Below are 23,496 nucleotides of genomic sequence, written 5' to 3' on the forward strand. Positions count from 1 at the left end.
TACGGAAAAGGGGAATGATGATGGAACTGAAACGTTGCAGTGGAATCCTGATGCCGATTTCCAGCCTGCCCGGCGGGTACGGCATCGGCAGCCTGGGCGCCCCGGCGCGCCGTTTCGTGGACTTTCTGGCCCGGGCGGGGCAGAGTGTCTGGCAGATTCTGCCGGTGGGACCCACCGGGTATGCGGACAGCCCCTACCAGAGCTGTTCGGCCTTTGCGGGCAACCCCTATTTCATCGATCTGGACCTGCTGGCCAAGGACGGCCTGCTCCAGCGCAAGGACTATGCCTTCCTGCAGTGGGGCACCGACGAGGACCGGGTGGAGTACGGCACACTGTACAACCGCCGGTTCCCGGTGCTGCGCAAGGCCTACGAGAATTTCCTCAAGCGCCGCCCGGTGCCGGGGTTCGAGACGCCCTATCCCGACGACTGGTACCGGTTCCAGTTCCTCTCGGCGGACTGGCTGCCCGACTACTGCCTGTACATGGCCATCAAGGAAGAAAACGGCATGATCGACTGGCAGCAGTGGCCCCGGGCGCTGCGGCTGCGGGAACCGGCGGCGCTGGCCAAGTTCCGGGCCGAGCATGCCCGGGAACTGGAATTCTGGGCCTTCCTGCAGTATGAGTTCGACCGCCAGTGGAAGGCGCTGCATGCCTACGCGGCGTCCAAGGGCATCTCCATCATGGGGGATATCCCCATCTATGTGGCGCCGGATTCCGCCGATGCCTGGGCCGGTGCCGACCTGTTCGAGACCGACGCCGAGGGCCGGCCCCGTCGTGTGGCGGGCTGCCCGCCGGACTATTTTGCCGAGGACGGCCAGCTTTGGGGCAACCCCCTCTACGACTGGGACTACCACAAGCGCACCGGCTACGCCTGGTGGATCGGCCGGGTGCGGCATGCGCTGTCCATCTACGATATTCTGCGCATCGACCATTTCCGCGGGTTCGACACCTACTGGGCCATCCCGGCGGGGGACCCCACGGCCCGCAACGGCCGCTGGGAGCAGGGCCCCGGCATGGAGCTGTTCCGGGCGCTGCATGAGGCCATGGGGGATCTGCCCATCGTGGCGGAGGACCTGGGAGAGATGTTCCCCTCGGTGCGGCAGCTGCTGAAGGAGAGCGGCTTCCCCGGCATGAAGGTGCTGCAGTTTGCCTTCAGCGGCCAGGACAGCGAGGACCTGCCCCACAACTATCCGCGCAACTGCGTGGCCTACCCTGGCACCCACGACAACAACACCCTGGCCGGCTGGTTTGCCGGGGAGGTGGGGACGGCGGGACGCCAGCAGGCCATCGACTACTTTGCCCTCACCGAGCAGGAGGGATACCTGCGGGGTCTTTTGCGCGGCGTGCTGGCCAGCCCGGCGGCGCTGGCGGTGATCCCCATGGCGGACTGGCTGGAAGCGCCCGCCGAAGCCCGTATGAACACCCCCGGCAAGGCCCAGGGCAACTGGCAGTGGCGCGCCGAGGCGAAGGCGCTGACCCCGGCCCTGGCCAAGGAGATCCGCACCCTGACCGCGCGGTACTTCCGCACCGAGCCCCAGCCCCCGGCCGGGAAAGAGGAGTGATTTGTAAACATCGCCAGTATTTCCACCGTCTGCCGCGAAATTCTTTGTGCAAGGGCTACCTAGGAAAAAGTCCCAAATTGTGGTAAAATAATACCAATATATATAATGCCGTTCTGCGGGACGGAAGATGCTTTTCGCAAGTGAGGGAGCGATATGAAGCTGAAATATACGAAGGAGGAACTGGCGGTTGAGGTAACAGCGCTGGAACAGGTCTTCGATCAGGTGCAGATTGTGGACCCCTACCGCGGGGCGCTGCTGGACCCTGTGACGCTGGAACCGGGCGAGGAGTGCGGCTCGGTGCCGATGCTGGATGACGGCGGCCGCGGTCTGCAGTTCGACCAGGACAAAATGCGCATCTACCAGGGCATCCGGGTGGAGGATCACCCCTGTGTGCTGCTGGTGCATTTCCGCATTCCCCATGACAGCAATGTGTCGGCGGGGGCGCAGAATTCCTACGACCGGGCCATGGCCCAGTACCAGGACGATATGCGCCGGGACTACATCACCGGTGTGTACAATGCCCGGTATATCCAGGAGGAATACCGCAGCTACGCCGAAAAGCAGGCCATGCAGGGCAAGCCGGTGGGCGCCGTGATGCTGCGCGTCAACGAATACTGGAACCTGCGGGACAAGGAGTCCGAGCAGGCGGCGGAGTGCTGCCTGAACACGGCGGCGGGCATTCTGCAGCTGGCCGTGGGCACCGACCGTGACCACGCCGTGCTGGCCCGGCTGGAGGACGGCCTGTTTGTGGCCATCACGGTGGGCATGCCGGCGGCCCGGCTGGCCCAGACCATCCAGGAGGCGCTGGAATCTTCCCGCAAGGTGTTCAGCATCACGCTGGCACGGCGGGGCACCTTCACGGTGAGCACCGCCAGCGCCGAATGGGGCGAGACTTCCTCCTGGGAAATGATGCTCTCCCTGGCCCAGCAGCGTCTGTGATCTTTGCATAAAACGAACCCCCCTGTGTACATACTATGCTTGACGCAAGTACACAAGGGGGTTTTTACTATGCAAAGCGACAACGAAAAGATGCTGCAGGAAATCGTCCAGAACACCGAACTGGGTAAGAACACGCTGGACGAGCTGATGGGGCTGACCCACGACCAGAAGCTGAAGGATGAGATGATGCGTCAGAAGCGGGAGTACCGGCGGATCAACCAGGCGGCGCACACGGCGCTGGATGCCATCGGCGCCCAGGCTAAGGGCCAGAGCGCGGCCAACCGGATGAGTGTGAGCATGGGCATCCGCACCCGCACCATGATGGACAAATCCACCCGCAACCTGGCCACCATGCTGGCGGAGGGCAGCGGCCAGGGGGTGCTGGACTGCAAGCGGGCTGAGAAGGACTATCCCACCGCCAGCCCCGGCGCCAAGAAACTCTGCGGCGAGCTGGAGGAACTCCAGGCCCGGGCGGAGAGCACCTGGCGGGAATTCATCTGACGGCCCTTGCGGGCGGGCGGCCGGACTGGTATAATCAGGGCAGAATGCGAAAAAGGAAGGGATCTGCCCGTGAGAATCCTGGTCAGTGCCTGTCTGCTGGGGGAAAACTGCAAGTATAACGGCGGCAACAACCGCTGTGAAGCGCTGCTGCGGCGGCTGCAGGGCCATGAGGTCCTGCCGGTCTGCCCCGAGGTGCTCAGCGGCCTGGGCGTGCCCCGGCCCTGCGTGGAGCTGCGGGACGGTGTGGCCTACAACCAGTACGGCGAGAATGTGGACGCCGCCTTCCGGGCCGGGGTGGAAAAGGCCCTGGCGCAGATCGAAGGGCAGCAGATAGATCTGGTGGTGCTGCAATCCCGCAGCCCCACCTGCGGTGTCAAACAGATCTATGATGGCACCTTCTCCCGCCGTCTCATCCCTGGCCAGGGCATGCTGGCGGCGGCGCTCACCGCCCGGGGCTACCGGGTGGTGGATGTGGAGGACATCGCCACCGTGCCGGAACTCTGAACCAAGAAAAAAGCGGGACGCCCCCCGGGCGTCCCGCTTTTGCTGTCTTTTACAGATGCTCGATCATGGTGGTGACGATCTCGGTGGCGGTCTTCACATAGTCCGCAATGCTGAACTGCTTGACCACCAGCACTTCGTAGCCGCTCTCGTCGGCGTTGTCGCTCATGGCGCGCAGCACCACGCAGGGCACCCCGTTGCGGCCCGCCACCTGGCTGACCGCGGCGCCTTCCATCTCCACACAGTCGGGATGGCATTTCTCCTCGATGGCCTTCTTGGTGGCGGCATCCCCCACAAAGGTGTCGCCGGTGGCGATCCTGCCGGCGATGGCCTTCACGCCGCAGGCCTGGCAGGCATCCAGCGCCGCCTGCACCAGGGCGGGATCACCCCGGTATTCCTTCAAGAACGGCGCGCTCTGGGCCAGCATGTCCAGCTGGGCGTCGTGGTAGAACACCGTCTCGCCCACGCATACGTCGCCGATGCCGATCTTGCTGGTCATGTTGCCGGCGATGCCGCTGAAAATCAGATGGTCGATGCCGTACCTGGTGCAGAGCACCTGCACGGTGCTGGCGGCGTTGGCCTTGCCCATGCCGGCGCAGCAGACCACCACCTGCCTGCCCTGCAGCGTGCCGCAGTGGTAGTCCACCCCGGCGTAGTGCTCGCAGGTCACATCCTGCAGCCGGGCACAGAGCTGGTCCACTTCCTCGGGCATGGCGCCCATAATGCCGATGATCATACTGTGCCTCCCATCAGACGTTGAACAGGAACTCGATCACGTCGCCGTCCTGCACCACATAGTCCTTGCCCTCGGTGTGCTGCAGGCCCTTGGATTTCACCGCCGCGTAGTTGAAGTCGGCGTCGGCCAGGTCCTGGTAGTGGATGACCTGGGCACGGATGAAGCCCCGCTCGAAATCCGAGTGGATCTTGCCAGCGGCCTGGGGGGCCTTGGTGCCCTTTTTGATGGTCCAGGCGCGGCATTCCTTCTTGCCGTCCGTCAGGAAGCTGATGAGGCCCAGCAGTTCATAGCTGGCCTTGATCAGCTTGTCCAGGCCGGTGGACTCGATGCCCATCTCCTGCAGGAAAGCCAGTTTCTCCTCCGGCGTGGAATCGGCGATATCCTCCTCGGTCTTGGCGCAGATGGGCAGCGCCTGGGCGCCCTCGGCCTCGGCCCGGGCCACCACCAGCGGGTAGTACTTGTTCTCATCCAGGCCGCCCAGCAGATCGTCCTCGCCCACGTTGCAGGCGTAGATCACCGGCTTGGCGGAGAGCAGACCCAGCTCCTTGCGGGCCGCCTTCTGGGCGTCGTCCTCCTCGTCAAAGGCAAAGGTGCGGGCGGGCTTCTCGGCCTCCAGATGGGCGGCCAGCTCGGCCAACCAGGCAGCCTCGGCGGCCGCGGCCTTGTTGCCGGTCTTGGCGGCCTTCTGTTGGCGGCCCAGGCGGTTGTTCACCACTTCCAGGTCGGCCAGGATCAGCTCCAGGTCGATGGCGTCAATGTCCCGGATGGGGTCCACGCCCTCCGGCTTGTTCACATCCTCCACCACGTGGACGATGTTGTCGTCGTCGAAGCAGCGCACCACATGCACCAGGGCGTCGCACTCCCGGATGTGGCCCAGGAACTTGTTGCCCAGGCCGGCGCCGTGGGCGGCACCCTTCACGAGGCCGGCGATGTCCACGAATTCCACGATGGCGGGCGTCTTTTTATCGGTCTGCCACACCTCGGCCAGCTTGTCCAGGCGGGCGTCCGGCACGGCCACGATGCCGGAGTTCGGCTCGATGGTGCAGAACGGATAGTTGGCGGCCTGGGCGTTGCGGGTGGAGGTGATGGCATTGAACAGGGTCGATTTGCCCACGTTGGGCAATCCGACGATACCTAATTTCATATATCTCAACTCTCTTTCATTTTTCTCGTGTCTTCAATGGTTTCCGGGTTTCGAGGGGTGTCCTCCGCACCAATTCAGCACCAATTTTTCAGCAGCGCACCATTTTTCAACTTGCCAGACTGGTGTTTTGCTCAAACTGTTTGATGGCGTTGGTCAGGGAATCATCCGTAACATGGACATAGCGGTCCATGGTTGTTTTGATGCTGGAATGACCGAGCAGCCTTTGTAGGACTTTCGGCAGCACTCCGCTTTCAATCGCACGGGTCGCATAGGTGTGTCTCAGAGCGTGCATACAAAACCGCTTGATCTTAGCCTCATCGCAGAGTTTGTACAGATGCGTGTCATAGGAACTGTTTTTGGCAGGTTCTCCGGTACGATAATTGATAAACACCAAATCTCTCATACAGAGATACTGGGGCTCTCCGGTACGGCGATCCACATATTCCAGAATTTGAGACAGCAGTTCTGATTCTTTGCGGGTGTGACGTTCTTCGTAGCACGATTTTAATACATCGTATGCACGGGTTGTCAGCGGAATGGTGCGGTAGCTGCTATTGGTTTTGGGAGGACCGGCACGCCAGATTCCTTCACTATGGCGGTATTCCAGCGTTTTGCTGACGGTCAGCGTCCGCTTTTTCCAGTCAATAGAATCCCAGGTCAACCCGATCATTTCCGAAGTCCGCAGCCCGGTCTCCAACAGCAGTACATACTGCCTGTAATTGTGAGATCGCTTTGCGGTTTCCAGAAAAGCTGCCTGTTCTTCTACGGTCAGGAACTTAATGTCATCCACAGCACGGACCGGCTTTGAAAAACGAACTCCGTCCATGGGATGCTTGATGAGCATATCGTTCATGACTGCTGCACGGAACATGGTTCCCATCGCAATATACGCCTGACGGATGGTAGAACCTGCATAAGTTGCTTCCATCTTGTTCAGAACGATCTTGCAATGCATCGGTTTGACATCACACAAGCGCATACTTCCGATGACCGGCTGGATGTTCACTCGATACCGTTCCCGGTAATTTCTCTTGGTGTTGGGTGCCAGATCTGCAATCAGATGGGTGATCCAGAACTCAAACCAAGAATCCACCGTCATTTCGGAGGAAGGATTGTGAACATCGTGCTTATCCTCGTACTGTGCATCGGCAAGCCAGTTGCGAGCTTCCGGGAGCGTATCAAAATGCTTTTCCTTGCGGGAACCGTCCTTTGCGGTATATCTTGCGGCGTACTTACCGTCTTTTCTCTGGCAGATACCCTTTCCACATTCTCTGCCTTTTAAGTTCTTGCCCATATAATGAACTCCTTTCCTTAGAGTAGGAAACGTGAGTTCATCACGACACTCTACTCTAACACAAAAACACAATTTTTTCAATATATTACGCCGTTTTTGGTGCGCACCAATCAGTGCCCGGCGCACCAAAAACGGCTGTTTGTCAAATCGCAACCCGACCTTCGATAAACTCCTCAAAAGCCTTGCGCTTTACCAATTTTTTAGTGCCCACATACAGGACAAAGGGGCAGTTGGGTTGTTTCAGCATCTCGTCGATTTTGTTGATTCCGATGTTGCTGTATTCGGCTGCCTCACGAATGGAAAGCAGCATCTTACGATCAATGGGCAGGTTCGTTGCCTGCTGGTTCTGATTCATCATAGGCAGTAAAATTCCTTTCTTTCAGCGTTCCATATCTTGCTTGCGGCGAATAGGTTTGGTCGGTTGCCTTGCTTGTCGGGTCCGTGTCAAAATGGCATCAAAAAAAGCCCGTACCTTTTCAGGTGCGAGCTTGACGGCGTCCAGATACGGCTGGACCTCTTTCTTCAATTCTTGGTATGCGTTGTACAGGGCATCGTATCTCTGTTTCCAGATGGCAGCACTCCATTGGGCGCTGTGCAGCTTTTCTTCCAAGTGGCTGTTTTCCGCTTTGATCAGAAGACCAGTGACTGCATAGTCCTTGAGGATATTGCACTCGGATGGAGTGAATGAGACATTGCCGGTAATGGTCTTTTTTCCCATGGAGCGGATTTCCTGCACAGTCAAAGCAGCGGTGTGCTGCTCTTTCGCCTGCTTTTGCAGGGATTGCAGCTCCTTTTCCTTTTTTTCAATGGCGGCCTGCGTGTCATTTAAGGTCTGCTCCGTCTGAGCGATCTGAGCGGTCATAGTCTCCAGACGCTGCTGCTCCTGTGCCACCTTGAATTGGGTCACTGTCAGATGTTCCTCGGTGCTGCCACGCTCTCCACGCTCCACATCGGTATATCCAGCAGCTTTCATATAGTTGAAGAAATCGTCTTGCAGGACACTGTATGATGCCCGCAGAACTTTCTTCCCCTTGGCGGTCAGAAGCGGATTTCCCTGCTCATCCAGAGCCACCCTGGATTCCCACTTTTTGCTGCGGCTGACCTGCATGATGGTCTCCTTGACCGTGCCCACAAGCGACTTATCCTTGCACCGCTTCGACCAGAGAATCTGTTTTTCCACCACCGGGACATAGACCACATGAAGGTGGTAGTGGTACACATCCTGACCCAGAGCTTCCGACATAGCCCGGTTGCGCTCATCAGCGTGCATGACAGCGGAGAGAATATACTGCTCACCACCCACGATCTCCACAGCTGCTTTGTATGCGTCGGTGTAAAATTGTTTGGCATATTCATAGCCGCCGTGATTGTGGAAGTAAGCGGAGTTCACATCGAAAATCAGTTCCCCGTATTTTACCGCATCGGCCTTCAGGCCACGGGTGGAGATAACGCCATCGGCAATCATCTGATCGAACATGGCAGCATAGCTGTCGGTGGGGGTTTTGAAGTGAATATTCCGGTGGGTCTGGCTGGTATCAATATCCTGGTTGGAGTAGTTGTCCTTTTCTCGTTCATTGTGTTCCTGCACCTTTGCCACATCATCAAGGGTGGGCAAGTCCTGATTACGGGCAAAGGTACGGTCGATTCCGTCATTTCTGGCCATACAAGTCAGCTCCTTTCAGCTCAGTAGCAGACGGCTGGGGGACGGGGATGCACTTCCTGCGGGAAGTGTAATAACCCACTATGACACTTTCATCCCGAAGGGCTGCAAAGTGCCGTGGGCTCTCCCGAGGGGGGATTGCGGTCATTGCGATGACCGCTGCTGAACTGCCCGGAAACCATCTGCATCGTTTCCTGTTGTTCAGCCCGGACAGCCGATGTTCTGCCAAACACCAGCCATCCGGCAGCAAACAAAGGCGTGCTTTGTCTGCCGTTTGGGGGTGCGATACGAGAGTCCCCTATAGAGACGGTTTTGGGTGAAATGCTGTGTACATACGTACAAAAGCACCGAGTTACTCGGCCTGCCTCGGTACGTACGTATCTTCCGAAACATTAGAAAATCCGTTTATATAAGGTCTGGCAATCGCTTCAATTCCGAAAAATCCCCACACCCGCCGCCCGGCGATGTTGGTGATTCTGTTGCAGTATTCCAGATTGTACTTGCCCTGATTGGCGATCACAGCATCACTAAAGCTGCGCCGCTTCAGCGCCGTAAGATTGTTTTCCTCGCACCACATCTGGTAAATCTCATACAGTTCTTTAGAACTGATGGTACTGTCTGCTTTCAGCCGAATATATCCCTCGGATTCCAGAAAATCAAAAATATTATTATTGTCCCGTTTGACAGCCTCCCGGTTGTCTTTGGTGCGCTGGCTCTCGGTAAACTTGAAGTTGTTGGCAGCCAGCCTCTGCAAGCCCTTACAGGCCCACAGCAGGATGCCCTCCACCTCGGCCTTCATTTTCTCGGCCAGGTCGGGATCATCCACACGGCCAGCAGGCTTATCTTTTGTGGTCAGCACCAGCTGGCGGCGGTAGAACCCGTCGCTTCTGTCAAACAGTGCCTGCAAATCGCCGTTAGAGAAGGCCAGCAGCCGGGCGCACATCCATCCCTGATAGCTCTGCTTGCCCTTGCGCTCCAAATCCATCTTGCCCTGGGCGGTGACGATGGATTTTACATAGTTGGTCTGGCGCAGGGCTTCCATCCGCATATCGTCATCCACACACAGAAGGATATGCTCCAGGTCGGCACGGGCAAATCGGTTCTCGGATATTTTCCCGATGCTACCATCCTTCATGTTGGAGCCGAACAAAGTTCCCAGCACAGCGCCGATCTGACTCTTGCCTTCACCGCCATTGCCTTTGATGACCATCATCCGCTGGCCCTTGTTGCTGGGGATCAGGCAGTAGCCGATGTATTCCTGCAAGGTGGGGATGTCCTCCGGGTAGAGCAGGCCGTCCAGAAATTGCAGCCAGAGGACGGGTTTCGGGGCGTTGGGGTTGTAGGCCACGGGGAACCGGTTGCGGACGATTTCAGATTTTCCCTCCACAAATTTTCCGTCCAGAAAAAGCGTCCCGTTGGAGAGGTGAATCCGGTCCGCCTTCGGTGGAAAATCCTCCACCAGCGCCGCCAGCTTCATCAGCTCCACAATGTTACTGATTTTGCGGGGGATATTGCTGACCGCACAGCATTTCAGCTCCTCAAAAATCTCTCCCCGCAGGGGCAGCTCATCGGTCACACGGCCTTCGGGCGTGAAAAAAGCCCCGTTTGTGAAGAGAATCTTGTGCGTCTGCAAGAACTCCTCACAAAACAGGGCTTCGTTGATGTTTTTTCCATCAAACCAGACGGGCATTCCGTCAGGCGGATTGTTTTTCTTCATAGGGCGTTTCCTCCTTCTTTTGTCGTTCCAGCCGCTCCTCCAAGCTGGCAATCAGGTCCTCTTTGTTCAACATTTCTACGATTCTTATCCGTTGTTCCAGTTCGGCGGCAATGAGCAAATCCGCCAGATACTCCACATAGTCCAGCATCTGGCAGGCTTCCACAAACCGGTCATCCAAAGCATCTTCCGGCACCTTGGGCGCATACTGTACCTTCCAGCGTTCTAAAAGATGCAGATAATCGCACAGCACTCGAAGGCAGCGCATTTCCTCCTGTCGGTATGCCGTCAGCAGGGGGCGTTTCGGCTTGGGCAGAGCGATGGCCGCCGGAGGCTTATCCGGGTCAATCCCGAAGTTCTGGGCCAGTTTTTGTGCCGCCTCGAAGCTGCTCAAGCCAAATAGCCTTGCCACAAGGTCGATCACATCGCCGGTGGCCCCGCAGCCGAAGCAGTAAAAGTACCTCTCGTTCAGCTTCATGCTGGGATGCCGGTCCTCGTGGAATGGACAGCGGCACATCCCACTGTGATTGACCTGCAAGCCGTAATGTTCCGCTGCATCCCGCACTTGAATCGTTTGCTTCACCAGCTCAAACAGCGTCATTTTCGCTCCCTCCCCTCTGAAAAATGATTGGATGCCGTTTTTTCCATAGAACCTCTCTTTCTTGCGCTTCCGGCGCAGCTGTTGTATAATATTGGTGTAGTTCCGAAAAAAGTAATCCGCTTTCAGATTATCCTTTCACTGATAGGAGAAATCCCGGGTGTAAAACGGAACCATTTTTTGAAAAATCATAAAAAATTTTTGAAGGGGGTGGAGTCATGGCGGATCTCACAGCTGATGAGCTTCTGGATATCGAAGATGGCTTCACCGAATGGAATGAGGACGCAGCCGCCGGATCGACGGAGGAAACGCTGGAACAGGCCCTTGCGGAAGAACGCCTGACAGAGCTGGAAAGTGAGCTGGAGCAGGACGAGCATCCTGTTGATTATGATGCCGAACTGGAAACCGAGGAAGAAGAAGCGGCTCCAGTCAGCGAAAAGCGGTTGAAGCGGGAGATCCGGGCCGAATCTATACGTCGGCTGGAGGAAGCGGCCCGCACTGAAAGCGATTTCCGGGTGGTTGTGGACGAATGGAACAAGCTGGACCGGAACCGGGAGCGCCGGGAACGGGATCACGAAAACCTCCGTGGAGATGTGCCTCTGGAATACCAGGCGGTGTCGGAACCAAAGCTCATCCCTCGATGGATGAACAACCCTGCATACAGGCAGTTGATGGCGGGAAATTTTCTGGACATCCTGTTTGACTGCCCCTATGAGATGCACCAGTTGAGCGCCGACCCATTTATCTCCGGCATGATCAAAAATCTCAGTGATGAACATAAAGAAGTCCTGTATTTTCTCTCATTGCGGTTGTACAGCACCACCCGGCTTGCTGCCATGCGTGGGCAGTCTGACCGGAATATCCGCAAGCTGCGGAAAACCATCCATAAAAAATTGCAGCGCCAAATGTATGACCATCTGTGCTGCAAACCGGAAAATAGCCTGACCTTGCGGGAACGCCGTTTTTTGGAGGAATACTCGAAAATCGCAAAGAAACAGGGCAAGGACGCCGTGATCCGGCGGGAAAACAAGACCAAGCGCCGAAAAAAGAAAAAACGCCCCTGATGGCAGAGGCGATGAAACAGAAAGGGCACGTATAATGAAGAATCTATTTGAACAATCCCGTTCTCATTGGGTGCGCTACGATCATTATGAACTGAAAACTGCCGAAGATGGCAAGCGGTACATCACCCCCGGCAAAAGCGCAAAGCCGGATGTCTACAATCCGCTGAAAGAGGTTCCCAACATTGTACTGGATGCGCTGAATGTGGGGATGCTGATGATGGGGCGCAAACCAGAGGCCGAGGTGGAAAAAGCAGTGATGGAGTTTGTCACCCGGTACGGCCTGCTGGGGTTGATGACCGCCCTGCCCACCACACCGACCTTTATGGACTACGAGGCGGTTTACCTGCCGAAAAACCACTTTATCAGGGAAGAATCCATGGCGACGGACCAATATCTGTCCCTGTTTTACCCCTTTGACCAGCTGGACGTGGTGAAGAAGGGCATTGAATCCACATGGAATGTGTCCGGAGACCGGGCCATGATCGCTTTGACTATGACCTTCATGGATGAGCCGATGGCCAAGAACATGAGCTTCCAGCGGGAGTATGCGGAACCCTACGACTGGGTAGCCCAGCAGTTCAAGGACTGGGCCTTTACGCTTACCACCGCCTTTTTCTACTACAATGACTATGACTTCATGGGCGAGGACGAACGTGGGCTACACCGCAAGGCTATGGCCGCATTTGGGGGGATCGCACCCAGCTATCACATTGAGCTGCTGGATAAGCCCACCATCTATTGGGATTTCCATTCCCTGCTACTGGGCATCCAGATGATGTTCAGCTTTATGCTGGTGGACGATGACCAGCCCTTGCGCCTGTGCAAGCATTGCCATAAGGTGTTTTTGGGCAGCCGGTCCAATGCCGCATTTTGCAGCGCCCGGTGCAAGAATCAGTATAATGTCTACAAGAGCCGTGAGAAATCCAAGGGGGAAAAGGACTAATCAGGATACTTCTTGCCCCACCGGAACCCGGAACTAATGGGGACACTTTTGATACCCTTGTTTTTGTTTTTTGGTGTATATACGAACCGTCCCCGTATTGTATATTTTACGACTTCAGAAAACACAAAAAATCCCGCAGATTTCAACCCGGTATAAGGATGAATTCTGCGGGATTTTATATTATTCATGACACCGGAAAGTCACATTGGCACAAAGATTTATGCGTAAATTATGTGACAACCCTTTCGGCGAGGAACTTTACGATGCTTCTGCTTAATCCATCCAACAAAAAGGAAATCACGAAGCTGCCTACTGTTAAAAGTAACAGCCCGCTAACCCAGTAGAGAGGCGTTACACGGTGATTGACAAGAACGGGGACTATCACCAAGGTAATAGCCAAGTGATGTACAAGGAAGACTCCAAAACAGCGACGGGATAACCAATGCAAAGCCTTTTGAAGAAACGGACCACAAAACAGGAGTAACTGCCCTAAATAAAACACCATTACAAACACTCCAACACTGGCTGCGGTTACAATCCAATATTCAGGACACCCAAGGCCATACAGTACCAAAGTGGTCATTCCTGCTAAAATTCCTGGAATCCAAAGGGATGGGAGACACCCGCCCAAAAAGATACCCATGAAAAACAACGGCAGCTGGCCAATCAATGTGGGATAAAGCTGCCCCGGATTTTCCACAAAACAACAAGCCAACCAGGCAAAGAGAGCTCCTACGGCGGCGAAAACAACTCCCCGGCGTCGAATCATGCGCCAAAGTACAGGAAAAACAGCGTAAAGGAACAGAATACAACCCAAATACCACTCTCCAATTTTGTAAAACGTAGGCGTGAAAGACTGAAAATATCCATCTACTCCCACTATAGAGGGAAGCAGTTTCCACGGAGCTACGCCTTCATTGTTGCCACATATTATATCGCTGTAAATAAAAATGGGAAAAAAGCAAAGCCAGAAAAGAGGGTAAATGGCCAGAAAACGTCCCCAAAGATAGCGCTTCATGGACCAGCTGCGGCTTTTTTCCTGCCAGCACAAGCAAGATCCAGAAAGGAGAGTCATGGTGTATACCGCCACTTGGACCAGCGGCTCCATAGCGGGAAGAAAATCTGCTGGACATAGTCCCCGAACAGCGGTTTCTACCTGATAATGATAGAATACTACCACCAAGATTCCGAATACCCGAATCAAATCCAGACCGGGAAGATGTTTGAACTCTTTCATGGCCAGCCTCCTAAACTCTCTTGACATATAAGATAGGAGGCATTTCTTTCTATTCGATGACTTGGAAGGTGACAAAGTTGTCAGAAACAATGTATTTACCAGGAAGATTACATATCAGATGACAGATCAGTCACGCACAGAGTACTATTCCGTGATAAAATAATATGGCACATTAAACATTTAAAGTGAGGAAATCATCCCAATGGTTCGGATATTGTTGATTGAAGATGACTCCACTATTGCAGCCGGGCTGGCGTATTCTCTGGAACAGGAGGGGTGGAGTGTCACTTGCAAGGGCACTCTGGCGCAAGGGAGAAACGCCTTAGAGACTGGAGAATACCAGCTGTTATTGGTGGATGTCGGTTTGCCTGATGGTAGCGGCTACGATCTGTGTGCTGCTGCTAAAAGTAGGAATATTCCGGTGATTTTTGCCACTGCAAGAGGGGATGAGGGAAGCGTAGTACTGGGCCTAGATATGGGGGCTGACGATTATATCGTTAAACCCTTTCGGTTGCGGGAAGTGGCCAGCCGCATCCGGGCCGTACTACGCAGAGCGGCCGGAGAGCGGGAGCAGTTGGTTCGGTTGGGGGAACTGGCGGTAGATACACAGAAAGGCCAAGTGACCCGTAACGGAACTCCCATCTTGCTTACCGCTCTGGAATACCGATTACTGCTTACTTTTCTGTCTCATCCTGGACAGACTCTCACCCGGGGGCAACTGTTGGAAGGAATCTGGGATGTGGCAGGAAATTTTGTCAATGACAACACCTTGTCTGTGTATATCAAGCGACTGCGTGACAAGCTGGAAATGCCAGGACACCCTCTCATTTCCACTGTGCGTGGAATGGGCTATCGGCTGGAGGTAGATGGCCATGACAAGAAATAAGGAATTATATCTGCCTATCGCCCTCAGCATGGCTCTGACTTTGGTTTCAGGGCTGCTCTGTGGCTTTTTGGGTGGCCCCTGGGCAGCACTGACAGGGAGCGGGTCCGTTCTTCTCACCACACTGCTCTGGATGAGCACAACATGGAGTCGGTATAAAAAGTTGCAGAAATTAGGAGAATACCTGGCTTCGGTATATGCAGGCGGGGAACTTCTGGATATTCGTGACAATCGGGAAGGAGAACTGAGCCTTCTGAAGAACGATCTGTATAAGATTACCGTTACCCTGCGTCAGCAAAGTGCCCAGCTGGCTCATGACAAGGAATTTTTGCAGCAGCTTCTGGGCAATATTTCCCATCAACTGCGCACCCCTCTTACCGGAATGCTGGTTATGGCGGACTTGCTGGCACGACCAGACCTACCGCTGGAAAAGCGCCAGGAATTTACCGGGCAGCTTACTGCACAGCTGGAACGAATGCAATGGTTACTGGAGAGACTTTTGACCTTGTCCCGGTTGGATGCCGGGTGCCTGGAACTGGAACGAAAAACCGTTTCACTGCCATCTTTGCTGGATAGAGCTACTGCTCCGGTAAGGGTGGCCCTGGAACTGCGTGGCCAGACTTTAAAAGTGGAGTGCCCTCAAGACCTCCTGTGGGAAGGGGATGAAAAATGGACCGCAGAGGCTGTAACCAACCTGGTGAAAAACGCTTCTGAGCATTCCCCGGAAGGAGGCTTGGTAAAAATTTCCGTGAGCAAGGATGTACTGAATCTTTGGATCACAGTGGAAGATAACGGTCCCGGTATCCCGGAATTGGATATGCCCTATTTGTTTCGGAGATTTTATCGTGGCAGTAATGCCGCTCCGGGCAGCGCTGGTATCGGCTTGGCTTTGGCGGCAGAATTAGTTCGAGCTCAAGGCGGCAGTGTGGTGGCAGAAAATCAGACCCCAGGCCCTGGTGCTCGTTTTATCCTCAAATTGCCCATACATCCCGGTAGTTTGTGACAAGACTGTCACCCAGACAGTCACCAAGAGGAAAGAAACAGCCAGTATACTCAAGATGTGGGGGCAACAAAGGCGTTGCCCAGTCTTGATACCAGGAGGGAAATATGGAATTACTGCGTGTGGAACACCTTAGCCGTTATTATGGGGAAGGTCCTGCCCAAGTAAAGGCGCTGGATGATGTGTCATTCTCCGTAGAAAAAGGGGAGTTTGTCGCCATTATGGGCCCGTCCGGCAGTGGAAAAAGCACCCTCATGCACCTGCTTGGAGGGGTGGACAAGCCCACAGCTGGACATGTATGGTTACAGGGCACCGATCTTTACAAATTGGACGAGAACGCACTGGCCATTTTTCGACGGCGCCAGATAGGTCTGGTGTATCAGTTTTACAATCTACTTCCTGTGCTCAATGTACGGGAAAACCTGACCTTACCTTTGCTGTTGGATGGACGCAATGTCAACAAAAACCAGTTGGAACAGCTGGCCCAAATTCTGGGCATCCAGGATCGGATGAACCATCTGCCCCATCAGCTTTCCGGCGGTCAGCAGCAGAGGGTCAGCATTGGCCGGGCTCTGATTACCAGCCCTGCCCTTCTGTTGGCAGATGAGCCTACCGGCAACCTGGACAGCAAAAACAGTGCTGAAGTAATGGCTTTGCTGCGTTATTTTCATGAGAAAAAAGGTCAGACATTATTGGTCATTACCCACGATGAACGGATTGCCTGTCAGGCAGACCGACTCATTACTGTGGAGGATGGGCATATTGCTCGGGACGAGGCGGTGCGGCCATGAAAAATATTGTGCACACTTTGACTCTCGCTCAGATGCGGGCTAATCCCCGTCGTACTCTTGTGACTCTGGTGGGTGTGGTTTTATCGGTGACCATGCTCACGGCAGTTTTTGCGGGGGCTGATTCCTTTTTGAATCTTCTGTACCGACAGGCAGCACAGGACAACGGCACCTGGCATGGCAGAGCCTTTGAGACTGGAGAACAGGTGGTAGAAAATCTGTCCCAGGATGACAGGATTGACCAACTGGGCCTGGCAGCCAGTTGGGGAGTGTCTCCCCTGGGCGACAGCAATAGGTGGGGGGCCGCTATCTATGGAGTAAACCAGTCATTTTACCAGCTTTTGAGGGTAGAGTGTCTGGAAGGAAATTTTCCTTCCACAGAGAACGAACTGGCCATTTCTCAGACTCTCGCCAAAAAGACCGGCTGGAAGATTGGAGACCAAGTCTCTTTGGATTTGTTACGAGTATGGACCCCACAAGGGGTGGATTCCGCAGGGGAAATGATCTATCGGCAAACCAGCGGCCCGGGAATCATGGGATTATCGGACAGCTATATGCTCCGTTCTGTGGGGGAAAAACAGTTCACGATTACAGCTATTGTGGACTCAGGCGGTTTTGATGATCAAAATGTGTTCGCCTGGGAACCATGTTTTACAGTTCTGGAGGATCAGATCCCCCCGGATGGATTGTGGTGCGCTTATTATACTGTCAGTTCGCTGGGGCGAGAACTGTATGACCTGCTGGAAAGTATCCAGGAATGGCAGGCAGACTTGCCTGTCGATGCTGGAGGCGTGGGGACCATCGATCTAAACCGGCAGCTCTTGCTTTATTATGGCATAGATTATCCGGGCAGCCTTCTATTGCCTGCCTTTTACGGTTTGATGGCGGTAACACTTCTCATTATTCTGGTGGGTGCTGTGTCTCTGGCTCGAAACGCCTTTGCCATCAGTATGACGGAGCGCACACAAATGCTGGGAATGTTGGCCAGTGTGGGGGCTACCCGGGCGCAGAAGCGGCAGTCCGTCTTGTATGAAGCCTTTATTCTGGGATTGATTGGCATCCCTTTGGGCCTGATTGCAGGCTGTGGAGGAATGGCGATTACACTGGTTTTCCTGAATAGTCAGGTACAGGAACTGTTTCAATTTTCTCAGCCTCTTTATCTTTCGGTACGGCCTCTTCCCCTGGCCGCTGCAGCCCTGCTGGCAGCCTTGACTCTGGCATTCAGTGCACTGCAACCGGCCTTGAAAGCCAGCAGGATCACGCCCATGGATGCCATCCAAGGAGAAGGTCAGGTTCAATTTCATTCCAATGATGTAAAAACAGGAAAACTGACTGGAAAGATTTTCGGCTTTCCAGGAATTTTGGCCCTCAAAAATTGTAAGCGAAACCGGGGACGGTATCGAGCAATTGTATTTTCCCTGGCGCTCAGCGTAATTATGCTGCTGGCTGGCACCGGACTTTCTTATTATGTGGACCGTGCCATGGGAGTGCGTTACGGGACAGACAGTCCCTTAGCAACGGCGACCATCACCTTCAACGATCCTTCCTTGGATACCGCTACCTATACGGATGATCTGAAAGCTCTGGCTGGAACAGGGGAAGTACGGTTGGTCGGAGGTTTGCAGGCTGGAGAGATGGGCAGCTTCACTTTGAATTGGGCGGATATGAGCCAAGACGCAATAAAATGGTTTCAAAACCAGAGCGGTCTCTTAGATGAACAGGATTATACTTTTGAGGACGGCCAAAATGTCACCGTCTATCCCACCTTGCTGATCATGGATGACCCGGAGTTTTCCGACTGGGCAGGCAAGGAAGTTTCCTTGAATTCGGATTATCTGGATTGTGTTATGATCACCAGCACCTATCTGTATAATGCAGGCAGCTACACTCAGCTGAAAAATGCTCTGAATCTACAACCTGGATTTTCTATGGAGTTTGCACAAGAGAACGGGTTTGCAGACACTTGGCACGTAGCAGCACTGGCGGAGGATTTCCCTTATTCCGGAAACACGGTCACCTCCAACACCGTGGAAAGCCTTACTTTACAGTTGGTGACCAGTCGCAGTGTATTCCAAGCATTCCTGAATCGGCAGGCAGACCTGGGCAGAAGCGGTGCATACTACTGGCAGGTGCAGTACATTCACCCTGAAAGTATTTCCGCCCTAACCAGCGGATTGGAGGAATGGTCCCTAAACAACAGCTATGCCCTGCCCCAAGGGGTGATCAGTGCAAACTACAATTCCCTGGCCATGGGTGGCCTTCAGCGGTTTGGAATGCTTCTACAAATCTTATGTACCGGGTTTGTTCTGCTGCTATGTCTGGTATGTATGGCCAATATTCACAATAGCCTCTCTACGGGAATGGAACTGCGTGCCCGGGAATATGGAATTCTCCGCAGCGTAGGAATCACACCCGTGGATTTCCGTAAGATGATTTGGCTGGAAAGTCTTTTCTACGGAATCAAAGCGCTGTGCTGGAGTTTACCTTTTGGAGTGGGCGTGTTGTCCCTGGAATACTATGCTATCCGACGAGCATTCCAACTTCCCTTCTGTCTGCCAGTGGGCAGCATTGTCCTGGCAGTTGTTTTAGTAATGGGGGTATGCTGGATTTCTGGACTTCTGACCCGCAGGAGTCTGGAGGAGCAGACTATTACCGAGGCCATTCAGAAAAAACTTTTTTAAACAGAAGCCGCAGAAGTGTTTTCCTTCTAAAGGGCTCTCGGAAGAGGTCACCTAAAGGTGGCCTCTTCTCGTGTCAAGAGAAGAAATACAGTACAATGGATATGAATAATGAGAAGAGCTGATATTGTTTCTGTGTAAACAGCAAATAAAAACCTGTAATTATCTTGTACAGAGACAATAAAAATGGCGGGTAAGCATTTTTGTGTGCTTACCCGCCTTGTTTCATCTGTTAATTTTCGAATGGCTTGTATACAGTCACGGTTTTAAGATACTTCACGGGATCGCCGTTCAGCACCAAATCTGCATACTCAGCCGGAGCATTATAAATCAGCCAGTCCAGCTCAGAGCGTTCATACATATTGTCGGCCACTTCATTCTCCACGGCGATGGTATCAATGGAAATCATGCTGCCATTGGCATATTTTAACTCGACACAAGCGGTGTCGATATTGAATTCACAGGACAGTAAATGGTTCACAGCGTTAATCTCCTTACAGCTTTCATTTTTAACGAATAATCTGTCGTGATGAACCCGCTTCCCGAATGTTGATTCCCACACTCCGCACCAATTCCGCACCAATTTGTCATGAAAGTATATGTAGATGCATGGGGTTATGTGACGGAAAAGTTCGTAAATATGGGAAATATTGAGCTTTGTGAAGGAATATTGAGATATAAAAAGGCCGATTATCCACCGATACCTAATTTCATATTGTTTCGCTCCTTTTGGCGTTTTTTCCATCCCTTATTATACACACAAGGACGGCGCCACGCAAGAAAAATGCGGCAAATGCCCCCTTGTGTTCTTTTTTTATCCACAATTATACGGTATAATTAAATGCATAACGGGCGCGCCGCAGGGGTGCGCCGCCGGAACGGAGGAACAATGCCATGGCGAATGAAAAAATTCTGGTAGTGGATGACGATAAAAATATCTGCGAACTGCTGCGGCTCTACCTGGTCAAGGAGGGCTACAATGTAACGATGGTGCACGACGGCAGCGCCGCGCTCACCGAGTTTGACAAGCTGCACCCCGACCTGGTGCTGCTGGACGTGATGATGCCGGTGATGGACGGCTGGGAGGTCTGCCGCAAGATCCGCGCCAAGGACAACACTCCCATCATCATGCTCACCGCCAAGGGTGAGACCTACGACAAGGTGCTGGGCCTGGAGCTGGGGGCGGACGACTACATCGTCAAGCCCTTTGACGCCAAGGAAGTCACGGCGCGCATCAAGGCGGTGCTGCGCCGCTCCACCAAGGAGGAGGACAACAAGGGCGTCTACGACTTTGACAACCTGCACCTGGACATGAACCGGTATGAGCTGAAGGTCAAGGGCAAGGTGGTGGAGGCGCCGCCCAAGGAGCTGGAACTGCTGGCCTGCCTGGCGGGGCATCCCAACCGGGTGTACACCCGCGATCAGCTGCTGGACGAGGTGTGGGGCTTTGAGTATTACGGCGATTCCCGCACCATCGACGTACATGTGAAGCGTCTGCGGGAGAAGCTGGAAGGCGCCTCCGACAAGTGGAACCTGAAAACCGTCTGGGGCGTGGGCTATAAGTTTGAGGTCAGGGAATGAGTCGCCGCAATACCATCAGCCGGGAGTTTTTCTCCACCATTGCGGTGGTGCTGATCCTGGGACTCAGCGTCATGTGCGCCATCCAGACGGCGCTGTCGGCGGCCTACTTTGTGGGGGAGCGGCGCACTGCGCTCACGGCCATCCTGGACGGTGCCAGCGCTCTGAGCCAGCGCCTGGCCGAGGAGGGCGACATCGTCACCAAGCCGCTGGGGGACGACCGCGCCCAGGAAGCCCGAAACGGGTTTGAGCTGTTCAACACCACCTCGGGGGCGCTGGTCTTTGTGGCGGCGGAGGACGGTCGGGTGCTGCTGCATACCGACGGCGGCGACTTTACTGACCAGGCTGTGCCCCGGGACCTGCTGGACGAGATGGATGCCGGCGGCGACGTGTTCGACGCCGGCACGCTGGGCGGTGTCTACAGCGGAAAATACTACACGGCCGGGCGTCGCATCGATGTGGACGGCTCGGCGGGGTATCTCTTTGCCGCCAGTCCCATGACGGCGCTGGGCTCCTACATCATGGACATGCTGGTGATGTTCGGCATCTCGGCGGCGGCCATCCTGCTGCTTTGCAGCCTGCTGTGCTGGGTGCTGGCCAAGCGGATCACCGGCCCCATCGAGGATATCAGCGAGGCGGCCCGGCGGCTGGGCAGCGGGGATTTCACGGCCCGCGCGCCGGTGGACGGCTGTGTGGAGCTGGCGGATTTTGCCACCACCTTCAACAACATGGCCATGCGGCTGCAGACCATCGACAATTCCCGGGGCCAGTTCATGGGCAACATCGCCCACGAGCTGCGCACCCCCATGACCACCATCAAGGGCTTCATCGACGGCATGCTGGACGGCACCATCCCGCCGGAGGAAAACCAGCACTACCTGACCATCGTCTCCCAGGAGACGGGGCGTCTGGCGCGGCTGGTGCAGAACATGCTGGACATCACCAAGCTGGAGGCCGGCGAGGTGCCGGTCCACGCCCAGAGCTATGATCTGTGGAAGACCGTCACCGACGTGGTGCTCAGCGACGAGCAGCGCATCGAGGACGGCAAGATCGATATCCAGGGACTGGGTGGTCCGCCGCTGGCCATCTACGCCGACCCGGACTTTGTGCACCAGGTGGTCTACAACATTGTGGACAACGCCATCAAGTTCACCCCGGCGGGCGGGACCATCTCCTTTGCGGCCCAGAAGAAGGGCAATATGGTGGAGGTCCGCATCGAAAACACCGGCGCCGGCATCGCGCCGGAAGCGCTGCCCTTTGTCTTTGAGCGGTTCTACAAGGAGGACCGTTCCCGTGGCATGAACACCCGGGGCAGCGGCCTGGGACTGCATATCTGCAAGATCCTCATCAACCTGTCGGGCGGGCAGATCCATGCCGAGAGCGAGGAAGGCAAGTGGTGCCGCTTCGTTTTCACCCTGCCGGCCGGAAAATGAACAAAAAATCCCGGAAGCGTTTGCTTCCGGGATTTTTCATTAAAAGTACGCCCTGATCTGGAACCGGTCCTGGGGTTTGGCCTCCTCCACGATGAGCTTCTCGTGATTGAAGTCAAACTTGACGCTCTTGCAGTCGTCCAGATTGCGGGTCAGCCGCAGCAGCTGATCCACCCGCTTCTGTTCCTCCTTGGTATAGAACAGATAGCTGGCGCCCTCCTTGCGGGCACGGCCGGTGCGGCCGATGCGGTGGGTGTAGTGCTCGTTCTCCTCCGGCACATCGTAGTTGATGACGGCGTCCACGTCGGATACATCGATGCCCCGGGCCGCCACGTCGGTGGCCACCAGCACGGCGATCTCGCCGGCCTTGAACCGGGTCATGATGCGGTTGCGCTCCGCCTGGGACAGATCCCCGTGGAGGCAGTCCACGTTGAAGTTGAGCCGGGCCAGCTGGTTGGCCAGCATGCCGGTGTTATATTTGGTGTTGCAGAAGATCATCACCCGCTTGTACCCCTCGGACAGGATGATCTGGGCGGCGTCGGCCAGCTTGTCCCGGCCGGTGGTCAGCAGCTTGTACTGGGCGATCTTGGGGCTGGAATCCTCCACAGGCTGCACGCTCACCTCGGCGGCGTTGTGCTGGTAGAGCCAGCCGATATCCAGCACCTCCCGGCTGATGGTGGCCGAGAACATGGACAGGCTCTTGCGGTGTTTCATCAGGTCAATGATGTGCCGCACGTCCTTGTAGAAGCCCATGTTCAGCATCTCGTCGGCCTCGTCCAGCACCACGGTCTCCACGTCGGAAACATCGATGGCATGGTGGCGGTAATGGTCCATCAGCCGTCCCGGTGTGGCCACCACGATCTGGCAGCCTGCCTTCAGCTGGCGCTGCTGTTTTTCCAGCCCGGCGCCGCCGTAGACGCAGACGATTTTGATATCCGGCAAAAACTGGGCCAGATTCTGCAGGTCCTGGGCGATCTGCTGGGCCAGCTCCCGGGTGGGGCTCAGCACCACAGCCTGGGGCTTGAGAAGCTCCGGGTTCACTTTGGAAAGAATGGGGATGCCGAAAGCCACCGTCTTGCCGGTGCCGGTGGGGGCTTTGGCGATCATGTCGTGGCCGTCCAGCATGAGGGGAATGGCCTTCTGCTGGATCTCGGTCATCTCGGTAAAGCCCATGGCCTGGGTGGCGTGGATGATCTCGGGCGCAACGTTGGTAAGCTCGGTAAACTGCATAGCGTTTGTACTGCCT

22 protein-coding genes are annotated in these 23,496 nt (G+C 55.2%); 12 read left to right on the forward strand and 10 right to left on the reverse strand.

The genetic code is table 11. The annotated features are described in order from the left end of the window. Positions 1 to 14: 14 nt before the first annotated feature. The 4 genes from malQ to ABGT73_RS02135 all read left to right on the forward strand — a co-directional run bounded on the left by malQ (position 15) and on the right by ABGT73_RS02135 (position 3,506). Positions 15 to 1,562 carry a 4-alpha-glucanotransferase gene (malQ, locus tag ABGT73_RS02120; protein WP_346668201.1) on the forward strand — a complete coding sequence of 516 codons (1,548 nt, stop codon included), beginning with the start codon at positions 15 to 17 and terminating at the stop codon, positions 1,560 to 1,562. A gap of 153 nt (positions 1,563 to 1,715) precedes the next feature. Beyond that, complete coding sequence (locus ABGT73_RS02125) at positions 1,716 to 2,501, forward strand: diguanylate cyclase domain-containing protein (RefSeq protein WP_346668202.1); 786 nt, start codon at positions 1,716 to 1,718, stop codon at positions 2,499 to 2,501. 69 nt (positions 2,502 to 2,570) lie between these two features. Continuing rightward, a complete protein-coding gene (locus ABGT73_RS02130; RefSeq protein WP_346668203.1) occupies positions 2,571 to 3,002 on the forward strand; it encodes a hypothetical protein in 432 nt (143 codons plus the stop codon). Positions 3,003 to 3,071: 69 nt separating this feature from the next. Continuing rightward, positions 3,072 to 3,506: a DUF523 domain-containing protein gene (locus ABGT73_RS02135; RefSeq protein WP_346668204.1), complete on the forward strand. Its 435-nt coding sequence runs from the start codon at positions 3,072 to 3,074 to the stop codon at positions 3,504 to 3,506. 49 nt (positions 3,507 to 3,555) lie between these two features. Here the strand turns inward: ABGT73_RS02135 and ABGT73_RS02140 are convergent, their stop codons facing one another. From ABGT73_RS02140 to ABGT73_RS02170, 7 genes are all read right to left on the reverse strand, one after another. Next, positions 3,556 to 4,239, reverse strand: coding sequence for a 5'-methylthioadenosine/adenosylhomocysteine nucleosidase (locus tag ABGT73_RS02140; RefSeq protein ID WP_346668205.1), 684 nt, complete (start codon positions 4,237 to 4,239; stop codon positions 3,556 to 3,558). 13 nt (positions 4,240 to 4,252) lie between these two features. Then, positions 4,253 to 5,383: a redox-regulated ATPase YchF gene (gene ychF / locus ABGT73_RS02145; RefSeq protein ID WP_346668206.1), complete on the reverse strand. Its 1,131-nt coding sequence runs from the start codon at positions 5,381 to 5,383 to the stop codon at positions 4,253 to 4,255. Between the two features lie 106 nt (positions 5,384 to 5,489). Further along, a complete protein-coding gene (locus tag ABGT73_RS02150; protein WP_270752666.1) occupies positions 5,490 to 6,677 on the reverse strand; it encodes a site-specific integrase in 1,188 nt (395 codons plus the stop codon). A 142-nt stretch (positions 6,678 to 6,819) separates the two neighbouring features. Next, positions 6,820 to 7,035 (reverse strand): excisionase, encoded by a 216-nt coding sequence (locus ABGT73_RS02155; protein ID WP_333559428.1) that lies wholly within the window; start codon positions 7,033 to 7,035, stop codon positions 6,820 to 6,822. Between the two features lie 21 nt (positions 7,036 to 7,056). After that, positions 7,057 to 8,340, reverse strand: coding sequence for a plasmid recombination protein (locus tag ABGT73_RS02160; RefSeq protein WP_270752665.1), 1,284 nt, complete (start codon positions 8,338 to 8,340; stop codon positions 7,057 to 7,059). A 349-nt stretch (positions 8,341 to 8,689) separates the two neighbouring features. Beyond that, positions 8,690 to 10,054, reverse strand: coding sequence for a phage/plasmid primase, P4 family (locus ABGT73_RS02165; protein ID WP_270752664.1), 1,365 nt, complete (start codon positions 10,052 to 10,054; stop codon positions 8,690 to 8,692). Beyond that, positions 10,032 to 10,652 carry a CHC2 zinc finger domain-containing protein gene (locus tag ABGT73_RS02170; protein WP_270752663.1) on the reverse strand — a complete coding sequence of 207 codons (621 nt, stop codon included), beginning with the start codon at positions 10,650 to 10,652 and terminating at the stop codon, positions 10,032 to 10,034. The genes ABGT73_RS02165 and ABGT73_RS02170 overlap by 23 nt, the downstream gene beginning before the upstream one ends. 215 nt (positions 10,653 to 10,867) lie before the next feature. Here ABGT73_RS02170 and ABGT73_RS02175 point away from each other — a divergent pair, with 215 nt between their 5' ends. Together ABGT73_RS02175 and ABGT73_RS02180 are read left to right on the forward strand one after the other, a co-directional pair. Beyond that, positions 10,868 to 11,713: a sigma-70 family RNA polymerase sigma factor gene (locus ABGT73_RS02175; protein ID WP_270752662.1), complete on the forward strand. Its 846-nt coding sequence runs from the start codon at positions 10,868 to 10,870 to the stop codon at positions 11,711 to 11,713. A 34-nt stretch (positions 11,714 to 11,747) separates the two neighbouring features. After that, on the forward strand, positions 11,748 to 12,656 hold the full coding sequence (locus tag ABGT73_RS02180; RefSeq protein WP_270752661.1) for a hypothetical protein: 909 nt from the start codon (positions 11,748 to 11,750) through the stop codon (positions 12,654 to 12,656). Positions 12,657 to 12,885: 229 nt separating this feature from the next. Here ABGT73_RS02180 and ABGT73_RS02185 read toward each other — a convergent pair whose 3' ends face one another. Continuing rightward, entirely contained in the window at positions 12,886 to 13,893 is a 1,008-nt protein-coding gene (locus ABGT73_RS02185; protein WP_346668207.1) for an acyltransferase family protein, read from the reverse strand. Positions 13,894 to 14,095: 202 nt separating this feature from the next. Between ABGT73_RS02185 and ABGT73_RS02190 the strand changes: the two genes are divergently transcribed. The 4 genes from ABGT73_RS02190 (at position 14,096) to ABGT73_RS02205 (ending at position 19,245) form a co-directional block, all read left to right on the forward strand. After that, a complete protein-coding gene (locus ABGT73_RS02190; protein ID WP_113999300.1) occupies positions 14,096 to 14,779 on the forward strand; it encodes a response regulator transcription factor in 684 nt (227 codons plus the stop codon). Then, positions 14,766 to 15,779: a HAMP domain-containing sensor histidine kinase gene (locus tag ABGT73_RS02195; protein ID WP_346668208.1), complete on the forward strand. Its 1,014-nt coding sequence runs from the start codon at positions 14,766 to 14,768 to the stop codon at positions 15,777 to 15,779. The genes ABGT73_RS02190 and ABGT73_RS02195 overlap by 14 nt, the downstream gene beginning before the upstream one ends. A gap of 104 nt (positions 15,780 to 15,883) precedes the next feature. After that, entirely contained in the window at positions 15,884 to 16,567 is a 684-nt protein-coding gene (locus ABGT73_RS02200) for an ABC transporter ATP-binding protein (RefSeq protein ID WP_270752657.1), read from the forward strand. Beyond that, positions 16,564 to 19,245: an FtsX-like permease family protein gene (locus tag ABGT73_RS02205; RefSeq protein ID WP_346668209.1), complete on the forward strand. Its 2,682-nt coding sequence runs from the start codon at positions 16,564 to 16,566 to the stop codon at positions 19,243 to 19,245. The genes ABGT73_RS02200 and ABGT73_RS02205 overlap by 4 nt, the downstream gene beginning before the upstream one ends. Positions 19,246 to 19,474: 229 nt before the next feature. On the opposite strand, the gene ABGT73_RS02210 is transcribed toward ABGT73_RS02205, so the two are convergent. Further along, positions 19,475 to 19,723 carry a DUF6061 family protein gene (locus ABGT73_RS02210; RefSeq protein WP_270752655.1) on the reverse strand — a complete coding sequence of 83 codons (249 nt, stop codon included), beginning with the start codon at positions 19,721 to 19,723 and terminating at the stop codon, positions 19,475 to 19,477. Between the two features lie 413 nt (positions 19,724 to 20,136). On the opposite strand from ABGT73_RS02210, the gene ABGT73_RS02215 reads away from it, so the two are divergent. Both ABGT73_RS02215 and ABGT73_RS02220 read left to right on the forward strand, forming a co-directional pair. Next, positions 20,137 to 20,823 (forward strand): response regulator transcription factor, encoded by a 687-nt coding sequence (locus ABGT73_RS02215; RefSeq protein ID WP_346668210.1) that lies wholly within the window; start codon positions 20,137 to 20,139, stop codon positions 20,821 to 20,823. Continuing rightward, a complete protein-coding gene (locus tag ABGT73_RS02220; protein ID WP_346668211.1) occupies positions 20,820 to 22,253 on the forward strand; it encodes a HAMP domain-containing sensor histidine kinase in 1,434 nt (477 codons plus the stop codon). The genes ABGT73_RS02215 and ABGT73_RS02220 overlap by 4 nt, the downstream gene beginning before the upstream one ends. A gap of 39 nt (positions 22,254 to 22,292) precedes the next feature. Here the strand turns inward: ABGT73_RS02220 and ABGT73_RS02225 are convergent, their stop codons facing one another. Continuing rightward, positions 22,293 to 23,480, reverse strand: coding sequence for a DEAD/DEAH box helicase (locus ABGT73_RS02225; protein ID WP_346668212.1), 1,188 nt, complete (start codon positions 23,478 to 23,480; stop codon positions 22,293 to 22,295). Between the last annotated feature and the right edge of the window lie 16 nt (positions 23,481 to 23,496).

The sequence above is a fragment of the uncultured Subdoligranulum sp. genome (assembly GCF_963931595.1).
Classification (GTDB): Bacteria; Bacillota; Clostridia; order Oscillospirales; family Ruminococcaceae; genus Gemmiger.